General features: G+C 71.2%; 13 protein-coding genes. 7 read left to right on the forward strand and 6 right to left on the reverse strand.

Annotated elements, in window-relative coordinates; all coding sequences use genetic code 11:
• Positions 1–5: 5 nt before the first annotated feature.
• The gene (locus tag R2B38_RS04600; RefSeq protein WP_318015079.1) at positions 6–1,973 is read right to left on the reverse strand and encodes an acetoacetate--CoA ligase; all 1,968 of its coding nucleotides are present in this window, start codon (positions 1,971–1,973) and stop codon (positions 6–8) included.
• 215 nt (positions 1,974–2,188) lie between these two features.
• On the opposite strand from R2B38_RS04600, the gene R2B38_RS04605 reads away from it, so the two are divergent.
• Positions 2,189–4,555 (forward strand): TIM-barrel domain-containing protein, encoded by a 2,367-nt coding sequence (locus R2B38_RS04605; protein ID WP_318015080.1) that lies wholly within the window; start codon positions 2,189–2,191, stop codon positions 4,553–4,555.
• A gap of 2 nt (positions 4,556–4,557) precedes the next feature.
• Here the strand turns inward: R2B38_RS04605 and R2B38_RS04610 are convergent, their stop codons facing one another.
• The gene (locus tag R2B38_RS04610) at positions 4,558–5,094 is read right to left on the reverse strand and encodes an NUDIX domain-containing protein (protein WP_318015081.1); all 537 of its coding nucleotides are present in this window, start codon (positions 5,092–5,094) and stop codon (positions 4,558–4,560) included.
• Between the two features lie 235 nt (positions 5,095–5,329).
• Here R2B38_RS04610 and R2B38_RS04615 point away from each other — a divergent pair, with 235 nt between their 5' ends.
• The 5 genes from R2B38_RS04615 (at position 5,330) to glpK (ending at position 11,346) form a co-directional block, all read left to right on the forward strand.
• Complete coding sequence (locus tag R2B38_RS04615; RefSeq protein ID WP_318015082.1) at positions 5,330–5,755, forward strand: Zn-ribbon domain-containing OB-fold protein; 426 nt, start codon at positions 5,330–5,332, stop codon at positions 5,753–5,755.
• A complete protein-coding gene (locus R2B38_RS04620) occupies positions 5,752–6,942 on the forward strand; it encodes a lipid-transfer protein (protein WP_318015083.1) in 1,191 nt (396 codons plus the stop codon). The genes R2B38_RS04615 and R2B38_RS04620 overlap by 4 nt, the downstream gene beginning before the upstream one ends.
• Before the next feature lie 99 nt (positions 6,943–7,041).
• Positions 7,042–8,694 carry a GGDEF domain-containing protein gene (locus R2B38_RS04625; RefSeq protein ID WP_318015084.1) on the forward strand — a complete coding sequence of 551 codons (1,653 nt, stop codon included), beginning with the start codon at positions 7,042–7,044 and terminating at the stop codon, positions 8,692–8,694.
• A 334-nt stretch (positions 8,695–9,028) separates the two neighbouring features.
• Positions 9,029–9,754 (forward strand): MIP/aquaporin family protein, encoded by a 726-nt coding sequence (locus R2B38_RS04630; RefSeq protein WP_033282380.1) that lies wholly within the window; start codon positions 9,029–9,031, stop codon positions 9,752–9,754.
• A gap of 80 nt (positions 9,755–9,834) precedes the next feature.
• A complete protein-coding gene (glpK, locus tag R2B38_RS04635; protein ID WP_318015085.1) occupies positions 9,835–11,346 on the forward strand; it encodes a glycerol kinase GlpK in 1,512 nt (503 codons plus the stop codon).
• A gap of 102 nt (positions 11,347–11,448) precedes the next feature.
• Here the strand turns inward: glpK and R2B38_RS04640 are convergent, their stop codons facing one another.
• Genes R2B38_RS04640 through R2B38_RS04655 form a run of 4 tightly spaced genes read right to left on the reverse strand, consistent with a single transcriptional unit; the run spans position 11,449 to position 15,759 of the window.
• On the reverse strand, positions 11,449–12,054 hold the full coding sequence (locus tag R2B38_RS04640; RefSeq protein WP_318015086.1) for a GTP-binding protein: 606 nt from the start codon (positions 12,052–12,054) through the stop codon (positions 11,449–11,451).
• Between the two features lie 49 nt (positions 12,055–12,103).
• Complete coding sequence (locus tag R2B38_RS04645; RefSeq protein WP_033282377.1) at positions 12,104–12,499, reverse strand: DUF742 domain-containing protein; 396 nt, start codon at positions 12,497–12,499, stop codon at positions 12,104–12,106.
• Between the two features lie 9 nt (positions 12,500–12,508).
• A complete protein-coding gene (locus R2B38_RS04650) occupies positions 12,509–12,940 on the reverse strand; it encodes a roadblock/LC7 domain-containing protein (protein WP_033282376.1) in 432 nt (143 codons plus the stop codon).
• Entirely contained in the window at positions 12,937–15,759 is a 2,823-nt protein-coding gene (locus R2B38_RS04655) for a nitrate- and nitrite sensing domain-containing protein (RefSeq protein WP_318015087.1), read from the reverse strand. The genes R2B38_RS04650 and R2B38_RS04655 overlap by 4 nt, the downstream gene beginning before the upstream one ends.
• 418 nt (positions 15,760–16,177) lie before the next feature.
• Between R2B38_RS04655 and R2B38_RS04660 the strand changes: the two genes are divergently transcribed.
• On the forward strand, positions 16,178–16,735 hold the full coding sequence (locus tag R2B38_RS04660) for a hypothetical protein (protein WP_318015088.1): 558 nt from the start codon (positions 16,178–16,180) through the stop codon (positions 16,733–16,735).
• Positions 16,736–16,753 lie beyond the last annotated feature (18 nt).

The following is a 16,753-nucleotide window of genomic DNA, read 5'->3' on the forward strand; positions in this document are numbered from 1 at the left end:
GGCGATCAGGAGCGTTTGCGGGCGAGGTCCTCGTAGAAGCTCAGCAGGTCGAGGTTGTCGATGGAGCCCGGGTTGACCGCCTTCTCCAACGGGGTGCCCTGGAGGAGGCGTTTGACGGGTACCTCGATGCGCTTCCCGGTGAGGGTGTGCGGGACGCCGGGCACTTCGATGACCTCGTCGGGTACGTGGCGCGGGGAGAGCTGTTCGCGGATCGTCTGCTTGATGCGGCCCAGGAGGGCGTCGTCGAGGACGGCCCCCGGGGCGAGGTGGACGAAGAGGGGCATCCAGTAGCCGCCGTCGGGCTGTTCGATGCCGATGACGAGGGACTCCTTGATCTCCGGGAGCCGTTCGACCGCTTCGTAGATGTCGGCCGAACCCATGCGCACGCCTTGCCTGTTGAGCGTGGAGTCGGAGCGGCCGTGGATGACGACGGAGCCCCGGGAGGTGACGGTGATCCAGTCGCCGTGGCGCCACACTCCGGGGTACGTGTCGAAGTAACTGTCGTGATAGCGGGTGCCGTCAGGGTCGTTCCAGAAGTAGATCGGCATGGACGGCATGGGGTTGGTGACCACGAGTTCGCCGACCTCGTCGACCAAGGGGTCGCCGTTCGGGTCCCAGGACTGAAGGTCGGTGCCGAGGCCGGGGGCCTGGAGTTCGCCGATGTACACCGGGAGGGTCGGTACGGCTCCCGCGAAACAGGAGCAGACGTCCGTGCCACCGCTGACCGAGGCGATCCACAGGTCGTCGCGGACCTCGTTGTGCAGCCAGCGGAAACCGTCGGGCGGCAACGGTGATCCGGTGGTGGCTACGCACTTCACCTTGGAGAGGTCGAAGTCGCGGGACGGGTGCACGTCGGCCTTGCGGCAGGCCATGACGTAGGCGGCCGACGTGCCGTAGAGGGTTGCTCCGGTGCGTTCGGCGACGCGCCACTGGGCGCCGGTGTCGGGGTACCCGGGGCTGCCGTCGTAGAGGACGATCGTCGTGCCCGTCAGGAGGCCGGAGACCAGGAAGTTCCACATCATCCAGCCGGTGGACGTGTACCAGAAGAAGCGGTCCTCGGGGCCCAGGTCGCAGTGCAGGCCCAGTTGTTTGAGGTGTTCTACGAGGATGCCGCCCTGGGACTGGACGATGGCCTTGGGGAGGCCGGTCGTGCCCGAGGAGTAGAGAACCCACAGGGGGTGCTCGAAGGGGACCTCTTCGAAGACGGGCTCCACGTCGGCCGACGTCAGGGACGACCACTCCAGGGCGCCTTCGGGAGCCTCGGTGCCGAGCAGGGGGATGTGGACGACCGCGCGCAGGGTGGGCAGTTCGCGGCGGAGTTCGGCGACGGCGTCGCGGCGGTCGTGTTCCTTGCCGCCGTAGCGGTAGCCGTCGACGGTGAACAGGACGACCGGTTCGACCTGTTGGAAGCGGTCGAGGACGCTGCGGGCGCCGAAGTCGGGGGCGCAGGACGTCCAGACGGCGCCCACGGCGGCTGTGGCGAGCAGAGCGACGACGGCCTGGGGAATGTTCGGGAGATAGCCGCTGACGCGGTCTCCGGGGCGTACGCCGAGGGAGCGCAACTCGGCGGCCAGGGAGCCGACCTGGCGGCGCAGTTGCGCCCAGGTGACCGGGCTCGGCTCGTGGGTCTCGTCGACGTACAGGAGAGCCGGTTCGTCCGCGCGGGTCGCCGATGCGCGCAGGGCGTGGTCGGCGTAGTTGAGGGTCGCTCCGGGGAACCAGTGGGCGCCGGGCATCGAACGGTCGCCGAGCACGCGCGCGTAGGGGGTCGAGAAGCGGACGTCGAACCACTCGGTGACGGCCTGCCAGAACGTGTCCAGCTCGTCGACGGACCAGCGGTGCAGTGCCGCGTAGCCGCCCTCGGCGGGCGCTCCGTGGTGTTCGGCCGCCCAGGACTGGAACCTGGTGACCTGTGCCTGGGCGATGCGTTCCGGATCTGGCTGCCAGAGCGGCAGGGGGTTCGCGGTCGACATGGGGCGGCTCCCGGGACTGTGCGCGTCGTGTGCGTCGGGTCGCGCACGTGCGGGGGTGTGCGCGTGACGCGGCTGACACGGACGATGCCATGTGATCGACTTCTGCACCAGGGCGGGCTCCACATAGTCCGTGTCGTGAAGATGTGGTCCCACCACGGGTGAACGGCAGTTGAACGACACGGTTATCCGGGGCCTGTAATGGCAGGGTGAGCAGCATGGACGGTCGTGACCTGGTGCGTTCGGTGAAGGTGGTCGGTTCGACGGGGGCGGCGCAGGGTTTGCGTACCGTACGGGCGGCGTGGCGCAGGCGGCGTGCCGACGCCACCGGGCTGCCCTCGCGGGGGGCTGAGCGGGCTCGGGTACCCGGCCCCGTGCGTGAGGCCGAGCCGGGGCCGGGCGGCGGGGTCATCCGGTTCAGCCGCTCGGAGCTGCGCATCACCGTCGCCGTGAACGGGGCCGTCTTCTGGGGCTGGGACGGGGCCGCTCCGGAGCCGTCGTACGCGCTCGACGGGCGGTGTCCCGAGCCGGATCCCCGGGCGGTCCTGGAGCCGGACAAGGACGGCGGCTGGCGGGTCGTGGCGGAGCGGGTGACGGTCGCGGTGTCGCGGCACGGCGCGGTCGAGGTGCGTACGCCCGGAGGTGTGACGCTGCGCCGGGATCTGCCGCCGCGGTGGTGGGAGCCGGTGGGCGGGGGCACGGCGCGCTGGATGCAGCGCTCGGAGGTGGCGGCGGACGCCCGGTTCTTCGGGCTCGGCGGGCGCGCTTCGGGCCCCCGGTTGCGCGACGGGACGTACCGGATGTGGAACACCGACCCCGGGCATGCCTTCACGCCGGACGACGATCCGCTGTACATCACCATGCCGGTGCAGTTGGTGGTCGCCGACGCGGCCACGCATCTGGTGTTCCACGACACCTCCTGGGACGGCACGGTGACGCTGCGGGAGGGCGAGGAGGGCGCCGGTTCCGGACACGACCGGGCCGGGGCGTCCGAGCTGCGGATGGACGGCGGTCCGCTGCGCTGCTGGGTCATGGTCGGCACCCCCGCGCGCGTGCTGCACGCCTGGGCCTCGCTCACCGGTGCTCCCGCGCTGCCGCCGGCCTGGGCACTGGGGCACCATCACGCGCGGTGGGGCTTCGGCAGCGAACAGGAGGTGCGGCGGATCGTCGCCGGATACCAGGAGCACGGTCTGCCGCTGGACGCCGTCCACCTGGACATCGACCACTACGACCAGCGCCAGGTGTTCACCGTCGACCACGAGCACTTCGCGGAACTGCCGGTGCTCGCCGAGGAGTTGCGCCGCGACGGCATCCGTCTGGTGTCGGTCGTCGACCCCGCGGTGAAGGCCGAGCCGGGAAACGCGGTCTACGACAGCGGTACGGCCGAGGACGCCTTCGTACGGGACGCATCGGGGCGGCTGGTGCGGGGAGTCGTATGGCCCGGGGAGTCCGTTTTCCCGGACTTCACGCACGCGCGTGTGCGGGAGTGGTGGGGCGGGCTCTACAAGGAGCGGCTCGCGCAGGGGTTCGCGGGGTTCTGGCACGACATGAACGAACCCACGTCGTTCACCGCCTTCGGGGAGTCGACCTTGCCCCGTTCGGCCCGGCACGACCTGGAGGGGCGGGGCGGTGACCATCGCGAGGCGCACAACGTGTACGCGCTGTGCATGGCCAGGGCCGCCTACGAGGCGCTGCGCGAACTGGCCCCCCAGGAGCGGCCGTTCCTCTTCTCGCGCTCCGGGTGGGCCGGGATGCAGGCCTACGGGGGCACCTGGTCCGGCGATGTCGCCACCGGCTGGCCGGGGCTGCGGGCCTCGCTGTCGCTGGTCATGGGGCTCGGGCTGTGCGGGGTGCCGTACTCGGGTCCGGACGTGGGCGGCTTCGACGGGAGTCCGTCGCCCGAGCTGTATCTGCGCTGGTTCCAACTCGGCGCGTATCTGCCGTTGTTCCGCACCCACGCGAGCCTGCGGGCGGGGCGTCGGGAGCCCTGGGAGTTCGGTGCCGAGGTATTGGAGCACGCGCGCGTGGCGCTCGTCGAACGGCGGCGGCTGCTGCCGTACTTCATGACGCTGGCGCATCTCGCGCGGCGGACCGGGGCGCCGTATGTGCGGCCCCTGTGGTGGGGCGCTCCGGAGGATCGTGCGCTACGGGACTGCGAGGACGCCTTTCTGCTCGGTGACTGCCTCCTGGTGGCGCCGGTCCTCGATCCCGGGTCGGACCGGCGGGCGGTGCAGTTGCCGAGAGGGCGCTGGTACGACACGGAGACGGAGCAGGCCTACGACGGGCCGGCCCAGATTCTCGTCGACGCCCCGTTGTCGCGGATCCCGGTGCTGGCGCGCGCGGGTGCCGTGCTGCCGGTGCGGGGCGCGGACGGCGAGCTGGAGCTGGAGGTGTGGGCGCCCGCCCGGGGGCGGACCGGGGGCGGGCTGGTGGTGCCGGACGCGGGCGACGGCTGGGACGAACCGGAGATCGAGCGGTACGTCGCCCGCTGGGAGGGCCGGCGGGTGGTCGTGGAGCGGGAGTTGGAGGACGGCGTGAGCGCGCCGCCCTACCCGGTGCGGGTGCGGGGGCTGGGTGAGGGCTGACCTCACATGTACCGGCCCTCGAACCAGGCCCTGACGGCCACGGAGTGCAGCGGGAAGGCGAGCTCCTCCGGCCTGCGCAGCAGGTGCCAGCCCTCCGTCTCATCGGTGGCGACGGACTTGGGCAGCCCCTCGACCGGGCGCTCGGGGAGGACCCCGAAGAGCAGGAGATGCCCGTCGGGCGAGCTGATGGCGTCGACGAGCCGTACGTCGCGGCTCGCGGCGTCGATGCCCGTCTCCTCCCTGAGCTCGCGGACGAGAGCCTGCCGCCAGTCCTCGCGGTCGTCGACGTAACCGCCCGGCAGGGCGACGCCTCCGCGCGCGGGGGCGACGGTTCGGGTGATGACGACCAGGGCGGTGCCCTTGGTGTCGTACACGGGCTGGAGTGCGACGGCTACGGGCAGCGGGTTGCGGTACGCGACGGTGCCGCAGGCCGGGCAGGTGCGGGGCCAGCCGGAGACGCCCTCTCCGTAGGGCGATCCGCAGCTCGAACAGTGGCTGTTCGGCCCGGAGTTGGGGACGGAGGCTTGAGTTTCGGACACCCGGCGGACTGTATCCGATCAAGCGGAGGGCGTCTTTCCGGGGGCCGCGCGCATGAACGGGAAACGGCCGGAACCACCCCCGTGGGCCCCGGCCGTCCCTCCCGGTATCACGACGCCGTAAGTGGCTCGATGGTTCACCGAAACGCCCTGCTCATTTTCCGTTGCCCGTGGCACACTTCTGACGTTCCGTCAGATCCAGTGCTGTGGAGGGACGTTGTCGCGGACACGCACACCTGTGGTCACCGATTGGTTCACCGGGGACGGGGACGACTTCCGGCTCCTGGGCACGCGCTGTTCCGCGTGCGCCTCGGTCTTCTTCCCGCGTGAGGACGGCCACTGCCGCAATCCGGCCTGCGGGGGCGGCGAGCTGGCCGAGGTCCCGCTGTCGCGGCGCGGCCGGGTCTGGTCCTACACGGACAGCCGGTACCGGCCACCGTCACCGTATGTGAGCGATCCGGAACTTCCGTGGGAACCGTACGCGTTGATCGCTGTGGAGCTGGAGTCCGAGCGGATCGTGGTGCTGGGACAGGCGGTTCCCGGGATCACCGTCTCCGATCTGACGGTGGGCATGGAGGTGGAGGTCGTCCCCGGTGTGCTCGGCGAGGACGCGGAGACGACCTGGATCACCTGGCACTGGCGGCCCACGGGGGTGACGGCATGACGGCGGACGTGGCGGTGCTCGGCGCGGGCATGCACCCCTGGGGGAAGTGGGGGCGCGGCTTCGTCGAGTACGGGACGGCGGCGGCCCGGGCGGCGCTCGCCGACGCCGGGCTGGAGTGGCGGGACGTCGGCTCGATCGTCGGCGCGGACACCGTGCGTGGCGGATATCCCGGGTATGTGGCGGGCGCGACGTTCGCGAAGGCGCTGGGCTGGCAGGGCGCCCGGGTGGCGAGCGTGTACGCGGCGTGCGCGTCCGGGGCACAGGCGGTCAACGCGGCGCGGGCGCAGATCCTTTCGGGGCTCGCGGACGTGGTCCTGGTCGTGGGCGCCGACGCGGCCCCCAAGGGGTTCTTCCGGCCGGCCGGCGGGGAGCGGCACGACGATCCGGACTGGCTGCGCTTCCGGGTCCTCGGGGCGACGAACCCGACGTACTTCGGGCTGTACGCGCGCCGGCGGATGGCCCTCTACGGGGACACCCCGGAGGATTTCGCCCAGGTCAAGGTGAAGAACGCGGCCCTGGGGGCGCTGAATCCGTACGCGCGCTACCGCAAGCGGGTCTCCGCAGAGGAGGTCGCCGCCTCCGCGGTGGTCTCCGATCCGCTGCGGCTGCTGGACATCTGCGCCACCTCGGACGGCGGGGCCGCCCTGGTCCTGTCCAGCATGGAGTTCGCGCGCCGGCACGGGGCGGCGGACCCGGTGCGGATCCGGGCGGTGTCCACGGTGACGCCGCGCTACCCGAACACGGTGCTGGACCTCCCGGACATCGCCACGGACTCCGCGGCGGCGGTGGCACCCCCGGACGAGACGTTCCGGGCGTCGATCGCACGCGCGGCCTACGAGGAGGCGGGCGTCGGCCCCGAAGAGCTCTCCCTGGCCGAGGTGTACGACCTGTCCACCGCCCTGGAGTTGCAGTGGTACGAGGATCTGGGGCTGTGCGGCGAGGGCGAGGGCGCCAAGCTGCTCCGAGAAGGCGCGACGGCCCTGGGCGGGCGCATACCGGTGAACGCGAGCGGTGGACTGGCCTCCTTCGGGGAGGCGGTTCCCGCTCAGGCGATCGCCCAGGTCTGCGAGTTGACATGGCAGTTGCGAGGCGACGCGGGTGACCGACAGGTCGCGGGGGCGCGGGTGGGGCTCACCGCGAACCAGGGGCTGTTCGGGCACGGGTCGGCGGTGCTCGCCGTGCGGTGACCGACGGCGGCCGCGCACACGGTGTGATCAGGCCGCAAGGCTGCGTGAACGTCTTATGAACTGAGCCTGGGCGTACGCCGGTGGCGTCATCATGCTGCCGTGCGCTCCTCGACGGACACTCTCCGCTTCGCCTTCCAGCCGGTGGTCAATCTGACCACCGGCGGTGTCGCGGGCCTGGAGATCCTCCTCCGGCCGGAGACCGGGGACATCCTGGCCGAGGCCCGCCGCGACCCCGAACTCGACGGCAGGCTGGCCGTGTTGGCGGTCCGCGCCGCCGCGCGCAAGGAGACGCTGCTCCCGCTGCACATCAACGTCTTCGCCGGCACCCTCGCCGACCTCGGTGGGCTCACCCCGCTGCACAGCGCGGTGCGCGAGGCGGGGCGGCTCCCCTGGGAAGTGACGATCGACATCGTCCCGCCGTACACGCACGTGCCCCAACGGGCTCTCCTGGAGGCGGTGTCCGAGCTGCGCGGCCAGGGGTTCCGGATCTGCGCGGACGGCGTCGGCGACGGTGACGTACCCCTGCGGCTGCTCACGGACCTCGCGCCCGACCTGGTGAAGCTCGACGCGTCGCTGCTGGAGCGGCCGGCCGCGGTGCGGGCGATGCGGACCCTGTGCGAGCAGTTGGGCGCCCTGCTGTCCGTGGAGGGCGTCGAGACCGAGACGCAGTGCGCGACCGCGCGGTCGGCCGGGGCGCAGTTGGCGCAGGGCGAGCTGTTCGCGCCGCCGACGCGGATCCCCGCGGCGGACGTATACGTTCCGCCCCGCGCCCCCGGACTCGCGACGACACCGCCGTCGGGGCCCTGGGTGCGGGAGTTCGTACGGCCGGCCGCGCTGCTGCCCGACACCGCGTCCGCCGGCCAGGTGCGGGCGCTGCTGACGGGCTCGCCGGACGTGTCCGGGGTGGTGCTCGTGGACCGGGACGGGGTGCCGGTCCGCTCGGTGCACCGGTCGCGTTTCCTGCTGTCGATGTCGGGGCGCTACGGCCACGCCCTGTACGCCGACCGGCCCGCCGCCAAGCTCGGCGACGTGCCGCGGACGGTCGGCGTCGACGCGACCGCGTGGGAGGTCCTGGACGTCGTCGCGGTCGGCGACGCGGACCGTACGTCGGACGATGTGGCGGTGGTCGACCGCTACGGGCGGTGCGTCGGCGTCGTACGACTCGCGGATCTGGTGCGGGCGCTGGCCGAGACGCGCGTCGAGGAGGCGGCCGGGCTCAATCCGCTGACCAGGCTGCCCGGTTCGGACGCGATCACCGGTGAGGTGGACCGGCGGATCGCGGACGGGCGGACGTTCGCGCTGAGTTGGCTGGATGTCGACCACTTCAAGCAGGTCAACGACGGGGCCGGTTTCGCGGCGGGCGACGAGCTGATCCGCGCGGTCGGGCGGGCGCTGCAGCAGGCGGCGACAGCGCACACGCGCGTGGGGCACATCGGCGGGGACGACTTCCTGGTGCTCACCGATCCGGAGGGGCTGAATCCGCTGGCCGCCGCCGTGCTCGACGTGCCCTGGGAGGCGGGCGGCAGGGCCGTGACGCTGTCCTTGGCCACCGTGCTGTGCGTGCCGGGCAGTGTGGCCGACCACCGGCAGGCGGCCGCGTGTCTGGCGCCGCTGAAGAAGGCGGCGAAGGCGCTGGACGGCACGAGCTGGGTCCTGGGCCGGGCGGAGCGGGGCGAGTACGAGATCCTGCGCGGATCGCATGTGACGCCCGCACAGGCCCCCCGCACGGCGGCGGAGTCCCCCGGGCGCTGAGCGCGGCCCGGAGGCGGCCTACGGGGCTTGAGAGGCCGTCAGGGCGGGTGTCACCGTTGCCGTCCGCGACCTTGACGCTCCACAGGCACCGGTGAACACTTCCCGGTGTCGGTCGACATCGCCGTACATTCTCGGCGTACCAGGCACTGCGCCGCGCGGGCTCCGCCTGCGCTCAGGCCCACTCCCACGGGCGATTCGACTGCGACGGCACGCTCGTCACGGACGCCGGGCGGGGCTCGGGACCCTCCCTGCCTTCGGCTGAAGTCGCCAAGGGAACCGCACCCTGCACGGAGGACCGGGGCCGACCGTCCCGGGCGAGGGCCTAGGAGCCGCCATGAGCAATGGAGACATATTCCTCGGTGAGGTCATCGGCACCGCGATCCTGATCCTCTTCGGCGCCGGCGTGGTCGCCGCCGTCGTACTGAACTACTCCAAGGCACAGAACTCCGGCTGGATCGTCATCGCGTTCGGCTGGGGCTTCGGCGTGATGGCCGGGGCGTACACCGCGGCGCCGCTGTCCGGCGGGCAGCTCAACCCGGCGGTCACGATCGGCATCGCCATCGACACCGGGAAGTGGGACAAGGTACCGCTCTACATCGCGGGGCAGATGGTCGGCGCCATGCTCGGCGCGGTGCTGTGCTGGCTCGTCTACTACGCGCAGTTCCAGGCCAACGCCGAGGAGGAGATGGCGCAGCCCACGCTCGGGATCTTCTCGACCACGCCCACGATCCGCAATGTCGTGGCGAACCTGATGACGGAGATCATCGCGACGATCGCGCTGGTCCTGCCGATCCTCGCCTTCGGGCTCACCAAGGGACTCGGTACGTCCGGCACGGCGGTGCTGGTCGTGTCCTTCCTGGTGGTCGGCATCGGTCTGTCGCTGGGCGGTCCCACCGGGTACGCCATCAACCCTGCGCGTGACCTGGGCCCGCGCATCGTCCACGCGCTGCTCCCGATCCCGAACAAGGGCACCTCGGACTGGGGTTACGCGTGGATCCCGGTGGTGGGACCGCTGATCGGCGGGGCCCTCGCCGGAGTCATCTTCAACGCAGCCTTCTGACAACGGTCTTCCTAAAGCAGCCCTCCGAAGGACCGGAGCAGTCCTCCGGAGGATCCGAAGGACACGACAAAGGGGTCGTCATGACGGACAGGTTCGTCGCCGCAATCGACCAGGGCACCACCTCAAGCCGCTGCATCGTCTTCAACCAGGACGGCGCGATCGTCGCCGTCGACCAGCGCGAGCACCGCCAGATCTTCCCCAAGCCGGGCTGGGTGGAGCACGACGCCACCGAGATCTGGTCCAAGGTGCAGGCGGTGGTCGCCGGGGCGATCGCCAAGGCGGGACTGCGCGCCGACCAGCTCAGCGCGCTCGGCATCACCAACCAGCGTGAGACGACGGTCCTTTGGGACCGCTCCACCGGCAAACCCGTGCACAACGCGATCGTGTGGCAGGACACCCGCACCGCGGCCCTCTGCAAGCAACTGGGCGGCTCGGACGGGCCCGACCGCTTCCGTGAACAGACCGGACTGCCGCTCGCCAGCTACTTCTCCGGCCCCAAGGCGGCCTGGCTGCTCGACAACGTGCCCGGCCTCAGGGACCGCGCCGAACGCGGCGAGATCGCCTTCGGAACGATCGACTCCTGGCTGATCTGGAACCTCACCGGCGGCACCGACGGCGGCAAACACGTCACCGACGTGACCAACGCCGGGCGCACCATGCTGATGAACCTGGAGACCCTCCAGTGGGACCCGTCCATCCTCTCCGCGATGAACGTCCCCGAGGCGATCCTCCCCGAGATCAAGTCCTCCGCCGAGGTCTACGGCACCGCGGTCGGCCAACTCGCGGGCGTGCCCGTCGCGTCGGCCCTGGGCGACCAGCAGGCCGCCGTGTTCGGGCAGGCCTGCTACGACGTGGGCAACGCGAAGAACACCTACGGCACGGGCAGCTTCCTGCTGCTCAACACCGGGAACCGGCCCGTCCCTTCGAAGAACGGGCTGCTGACGACCATGGGCTACAAGATCGGCGGCGAGGCACCGGTCTACTGCCTGGAGGGATCGATCGCCATAACGGGCGCGCTCGTCCAGTGGTTCCGCGACCAGCTCGGCATCATCCGCAACGCCGACGAGATCGAGACCCTCGCCGCGAGCGTGGACGACAACGGCGGCGCGTACATCGTGCCCGCGTTCTCCGGCCTGTTCGCCCCCTACTGGCGCTCCGACGCGCGCGGAGTCGTCACCGGGCTGACCCGGTACGTCACGAAGGCGCACCTCGCGCGCGCGGTGCTGGAGGCGACGAGCTGGCAGACGCGCGAGGTCGTGGACGCCATGTTCCAGGACTCCGGGGTGCAGATCACCACTCTGAAGGTGGACGGCGGCATGACCAAGAACAACCTCCTGATGCAGCACCAGGCGGACGTCCTCGGCGTACCGGTGATCCGGCCCAAGGTCTCCGAGACGACCTGCCTGGGCGCCGCCTACGCGGCCGGGCTCGCCACCGGGGTGTGGAACGACCTGGACGAGCTCAAGGCGCACTGGCAGAAGGACGTCGAGTGGACGCCGTCCATGGAGTCGTCGGTGCGGGACCGCGAGTACCACAACTGGCGCAAGGCGGTGGAGAAGAGCTTCGGCTGGGAGGAGGACGGCGACAACTAGGCACACGCGCGTGGGTCGTTCACGAAGCACACGCGCGTGCGTGTCGTTCCGCGAGCTGCGGCCCGTACCCCGGTCGGCGGGGGTACGGGTCGCGCCCGTGCCTCAACTGGTGACGCTCTGGCGGCGCTTCGCGCCGTAGGCCATCGCGTGCTGGACGACCTCGATGAGGACCTCCTTGACCGACGCGCGGTCGCGGGCGTCGCAGAGCATGAGGGGGACGTCCTCGTCGAGGTCCAGGGCCTGGCGTACGGCGTCCACGGGGTAACGGTCCGAGCCCTCGAAGCAGTTGACGCCGACGACGAAGGGTATGGAGCGCCGCTCGAAGTAGTCGAGGGCGGCGAAGCAGTCCTCCAGGCGGCGGGTGTCGGCGAGCACCACGGCGCCGAGCGAGCCCTCGGAGAGCTCGTCCCACATGAACCAGAACCGCTCCTGGCCCGGCGTACCGAAGAGGTACAGCACCAGGTCGTCCCGCAGGGTGATGCGGCCGAAGTCCATGGCCACGGTGGTGGTGTGCTTGCCCTCCACCCCACTGGTGTCGTCGACCGGGCGCCCCGCCTCGGTGAGCAGTTCCTCCGTGCGCAGCGGCCTGATCTCGCTGACCGCGCCGACGAGGGTGGTCTTGCCCACGCCGAAACCGCCGGCCACCAGGATCTTGAGCGTGACGGGCTCGACCGGAGGCTTGCCTCGCTCAGTACGCCCGAAGATCATCGGTCTTTTCTCCTGCTTGATGAGGTAGGGGTGCGGTGGCTCGCGCCGCTCACAGGGCCCGGAGGCCGGAGATCACGTCGCGCAGAATACTCTCGTCCACCAGTTCGGCCGGGGGTACGGGACGTGACACATGGACGAGTTCGCCGTCCACGAGATCGCCGATGAGGACCCGTATCACCCCGATGGGCAGGTCGAGTTCGGCGGCGAGTTCGGCGACCGACTGCGGGGCGTCACGGCAGAGACCGACGATGTCCACGTGCTCCGGGGACAGCGTCTGGTCCGCTTCCGAGTCGTCCTCGTGGGACTCCGCGATCACCACCGCGATGAGGTCGAGGCGGTGCTGGGCCGCACTGGTGGTGCGGCCGCGCGTCATCGCGTACGGCCTGACGACCGGTCCGGCCTCGTCGTCGAACCAGTGGCTTCTTCCCTGACCGTCTCCGCTCATGTCACTCCACTACCCGCCGGAGGACACGTCGGTGCGCGGAGCGGCCCCCAGATGCACACCGACCCGCTTCACGAGCAGTGTCATCTCGTAGGCGACCTGCCCGACGTCCGAGTCGGCGTCCGCGAGGACGGCGAGGCAGCTGCCGTCGCCCGCGGCCGTCACGAACAGGAAGGCCTCGTCGAGTTCGACGACCGTCTGCCGCACGCTGCCCGCCTCGAAGTGGCGGCCGACGCCCTTGGCGAGGCTGTGGAAGCCGGAGGCCACGGCGGCCAGGTGTTCGCTGTCCTCGCGGGTCAGGTCCTGGGACACGCCGGTGGCGAGGCCGTCGCCGGAGAGCACGATGGCCTTGCGGATGCTGGCGACGCGCTCGACGAGGTCGTCGAGGAGCCAGTTCAGCCCGCGCTGGTCGGTGCTGTGGCCGGTCGCCTTCGGTGCGGTCATCGACCGTCCCCCTTAGTTCCTTGTGCTGTGCCGCCTCGGGCGTCGTCGCCCTCGGCGTTCTCCTCGCGGCCGCGCTGCCAGCCGCGCTGGAGCGAGGCCATGCGGCTGCGCACCTCGTCGGCGTCGCGCTCGGCGACCTCCGCCGGGCTCGCGGTGCGCCGCTCGGGGTCCTGTTTCAGCTGCGGGGCCAGATTGGCCTGACGTACGCGTCTGGGCAACGCTCCGGTGCTCGGCGGGGTGTCGGAGTCCGGTGCGCCGGTCGCGAGTTCGGCCCGCCGGGTGCGCCTGGGGAGCGCGGGGGTCTCGGGCGGTTCGCCGATTCCGCGTCCCGGGGAGGCGGGGGGCTGCGCGGAGTCGGCACGCCCCCCAGGGACGTCGGTACGGCGCCGTAGCGGCGTGTCACCACGACGTCGGGCCGGGAGCGGTGCGGGGCCGTCCGCTTCCGGTCCGCCCAGGCTCGGGGCCGTGGCGGGGCCGTCGAAATCGGCCTCTACGGAGTCACCCGTCCCGCGTCGGGAGCGCTGCTCGACGACCGGGCGTCCATGGGAGCTGACCAGCTTGGGCGTACGGCGTCGGGGCAGCGGAAGCGGCTCGCTGCGATGCCCGTCCGCATCCGCCTCGGAGACCTGTTGATGCGCGTCTACGGGGCGCACGGGGGCGAGGTCGTCCCGGTGGGTGGAGGCGCGGCGGGGGCGGAAGATCCCGCCGCGCTCGCCGTCCTCGTCGTCGAGCCCGTTCGGGAAGCCTTGGAGGGCGTCCAGGTCGACGGGGGCTTCCAGTTCGACCGGTCCGTCCAGGAGCGCGGGCGGCAGGCCGGGCAGCTTCGCCGGCATCTGGGAGAGCGCGGAGCGGCGGCTCTCCTCCAGCTCGGCCTCCTTCGACGGCCGGGGCCGGTCGAGGCGGAAGCCGATGCCGTTGGTGTCCGGGATCTCGTCGCTCAGCAGGGCGTCCGGGATGAACACGACGGCGGTGGTGCCGCCGTACGGCGAGGGCTGGAGCGAGACGCGGACGTTCTGCCGCTGGGCGAGCCGGCTGACCACGAACAGGCCGAGGCGGTCGGTGTCGGAGAGTTCGAACTCCGGTGTCTCGGCGAGCCGCAGATTGGCGTCCAGGAGTGCCTCGGCCGCCATGCCGAGGCCGCGGTCGTTGATCTCCAGGGTGAAGCCGTTGGCGACCCGCTCCCCCAGGACCTGGACCGCGGTGTGCGGCGGGGAGAACACCGTGGCGTTCTCCAGGAGTTCGGCCACCAGGTGGGTCAGGTCCGCGACGGCCGGGCCGGTGACGGCGATGCGCGGCAGCCTGCGGACCTCGATGCGCTCGTAGTCCTCGACCTCGGCGACGGCCGCGCGGACGATGTCCATGAGCTGGACCGGTTTGCGCCACTGCCGGGACGGGGCGGCCCCGGAGAGGATCACCAAACCCTCGGCGTGACGGCGCATACGGGTCGTCAGGTGGTCGAGGCGGAACAGGTCGGCGAGTTCGTCGGTGTCCTCGGTCCTGCGCTCCATGGTGTCGAGCAGGGTGAGCTGCTTGTGCAGCAGGACCTGGCTGCGGCGGGCGAGGTTGACGAAGACCTCGGAGACACCGGAGCGCAACTCGGCCTGCTTGACGGCGGCCTCGACTGCCGCGCGCTGCAAGGTGTTCAGGGCCTGGCCGACGTCGCCTATCTCGTTCCGGTCGTACTCCAGGCGCGGGACCTCGGTCTCCACGTCGACCACTTCGCCGACGGACAGGCGGCGCATCACGCTGGGCAGCCGGACGCCGGACGCCTCGTGGGCGTCCAGGCGCAGTTGACGCAGGTCGCGGATGAGGCCGCGGCCGATGCGCACCGACAAAAAGAGCGAGAACAGGAGGGCGATCAGCCCCAGGACGCCGGCGACGGCCGCCTTGAGGATGACCCTCATCGCGACCGGGCGGACACGGTCCTGGTAGCGGTCGTTGGCCTGGTCGTCGAGGGTGCCGAGCTTGGCCAGCACCGCGCCGGCCGCGGTGTTCCAGGTCTGCGCGGTGACGTTGCGGGGCATGCCGGACGTGGTGGAGGCGGCGGCCTGTTCGGCCACGCGCAGCGGGGCGCTGGCCGCGTTCTTCCAGAAGCGTTCGAAGTGGCCGCGCTCCGCGGAGGGCAGCAGCGGCAGGTTGACGTCGTACATCAGGGTGCGCTGGGCGACCAGGTCGGAGACGTCGCGGGTCTCGTCCCTGGTGAGCTTGCCGACGACCAGGGAGGAGCCGAGCAGGGCGTCCTCACGGGAGAGGAACTCCCGCGCGCGGGCGAGGTTCACGAGGGCGCGGTACTGCTTGTCCATCTCGACGTTGTCGACGACATGGAGGTTGGACAGCAGCACATAGCACGGGTCGACCAGGTGGTTGTAGAGACCGAGGGCCTGAGCGCGGTCGACGGTGCCGTCGTCGACGCTGCGCCGCAGCGACTGGAGCCCGTCGAACGCGTCGAGGACGGCGGCGACACGGCTGTCGGTGGCCTGCCCCATCGCGTCGCGCACGTCCGGGTTGTCGGCGTTCTTGCGGATCTTGGCGACGGCCGCGTCGGTCGCGGCGCGGCTGCGCCTGAGATCGGTGGGCCCGTCGGCGGCGCGCGGGTCGGCGAGATAGACGAGCGACTGCCGGCGTTCCTGCTGGATGACCCGGACGGTGTCCTCGGTGGGATAGCCGATCTTCTCGACGACCGACGACACGTTGAACAGGTCCCCGGCCGCCCGGCCGGTGAGGACCGTGGCGAACGCCCAGATCGCGGTCAGGGACACGAGCGGCACGAGAAGGAGCGCCACGATCTTCCGGCGGATGGACTTCCCGCGAAAGCGCATGGCCTCCCCCAGCTGGACCCCCGCCGGCCGGGGGTACACATGTACGTCAACAAACGGCGCGAGCCTACTACTGACACAGAGGTAACTCGAAGAGCTGTCCGGAGCGTGAACTTCCGCAACAGCGACCGGACATGGGGAGTTGTCGGGTCATTGCGGGAGATTGCCGCCCCGATATCCCCGGGATCACCACACCCCGTCCGATCGGTTCACTTGGCCAGTTGGCCGGAATTTTTCGTCCGTTGGGAATCTTCGTGGCATGTTGTTCGTCTTTCTCTACGGGACATGGGGGCGGAACCGGCCACACGAGCCGCATCCGCAACCGTGCGGCGTAAAACAGCGCAAGCCGGGCACCCACTGGGGAGACGGAGTCTTCGGGCTCCGGGGCGAGTGGTGTACCGGCGGTGGGGAGGACACGTTGATGGGCACGGCGGAGCGGCAAGAGGCGCTTGAGGACGGCGTGGCGGCGCGGTCGACGGCGCAGCGGCGCCGTGAGGCACCGGATCGCGACATGGCGGCAGACGGTGGTACGACGACGGGGTTCGACGAGCCGCGTCCGCCTCGCGCGACAGACCAACAGCAGGAGTACTACCGGCCGTTGTGGATCGAGGAGCCCGCGCGTCGGCGCCGGCTGCCCGATCCGGTGCGTACGGCGGCCGTGCGGGCGGTGATCATCATCGCGGTGACGCTGATCCAGGCGACGGTTGCCTTCCTGTGCACGATGGCCGGGTCCTGGCTGGCGTTCCCGATGGTGATCAGCAGCGTGGTGAGCACGGTGGTGGCCACCTGGGGCGCCCTGGACGTGTGGGTGACCCGCCAGATGTGGAACCAGCGCAACGGCGTGGTCTCGGAGCCCAGCAGCACCGCGAGGGCCCTCCGCCGCGAGCGGCGTCGGGCCCAGCGTCAGGCGCGGTCCAGCGAGCGTGCCCAGGAGCGGATAGCCCGCAAGAGCGGCGCCGGGCAGCTGTCCCACTCCTGAGGCTCGCCTGCGGGCAGT

This window comes from Streptomyces sp. N50 (genome assembly GCF_033335955.1).
In the GTDB taxonomy this organism is placed as follows: Bacteria; Actinomycetota; Actinomycetes; order Streptomycetales; family Streptomycetaceae; genus Streptomyces.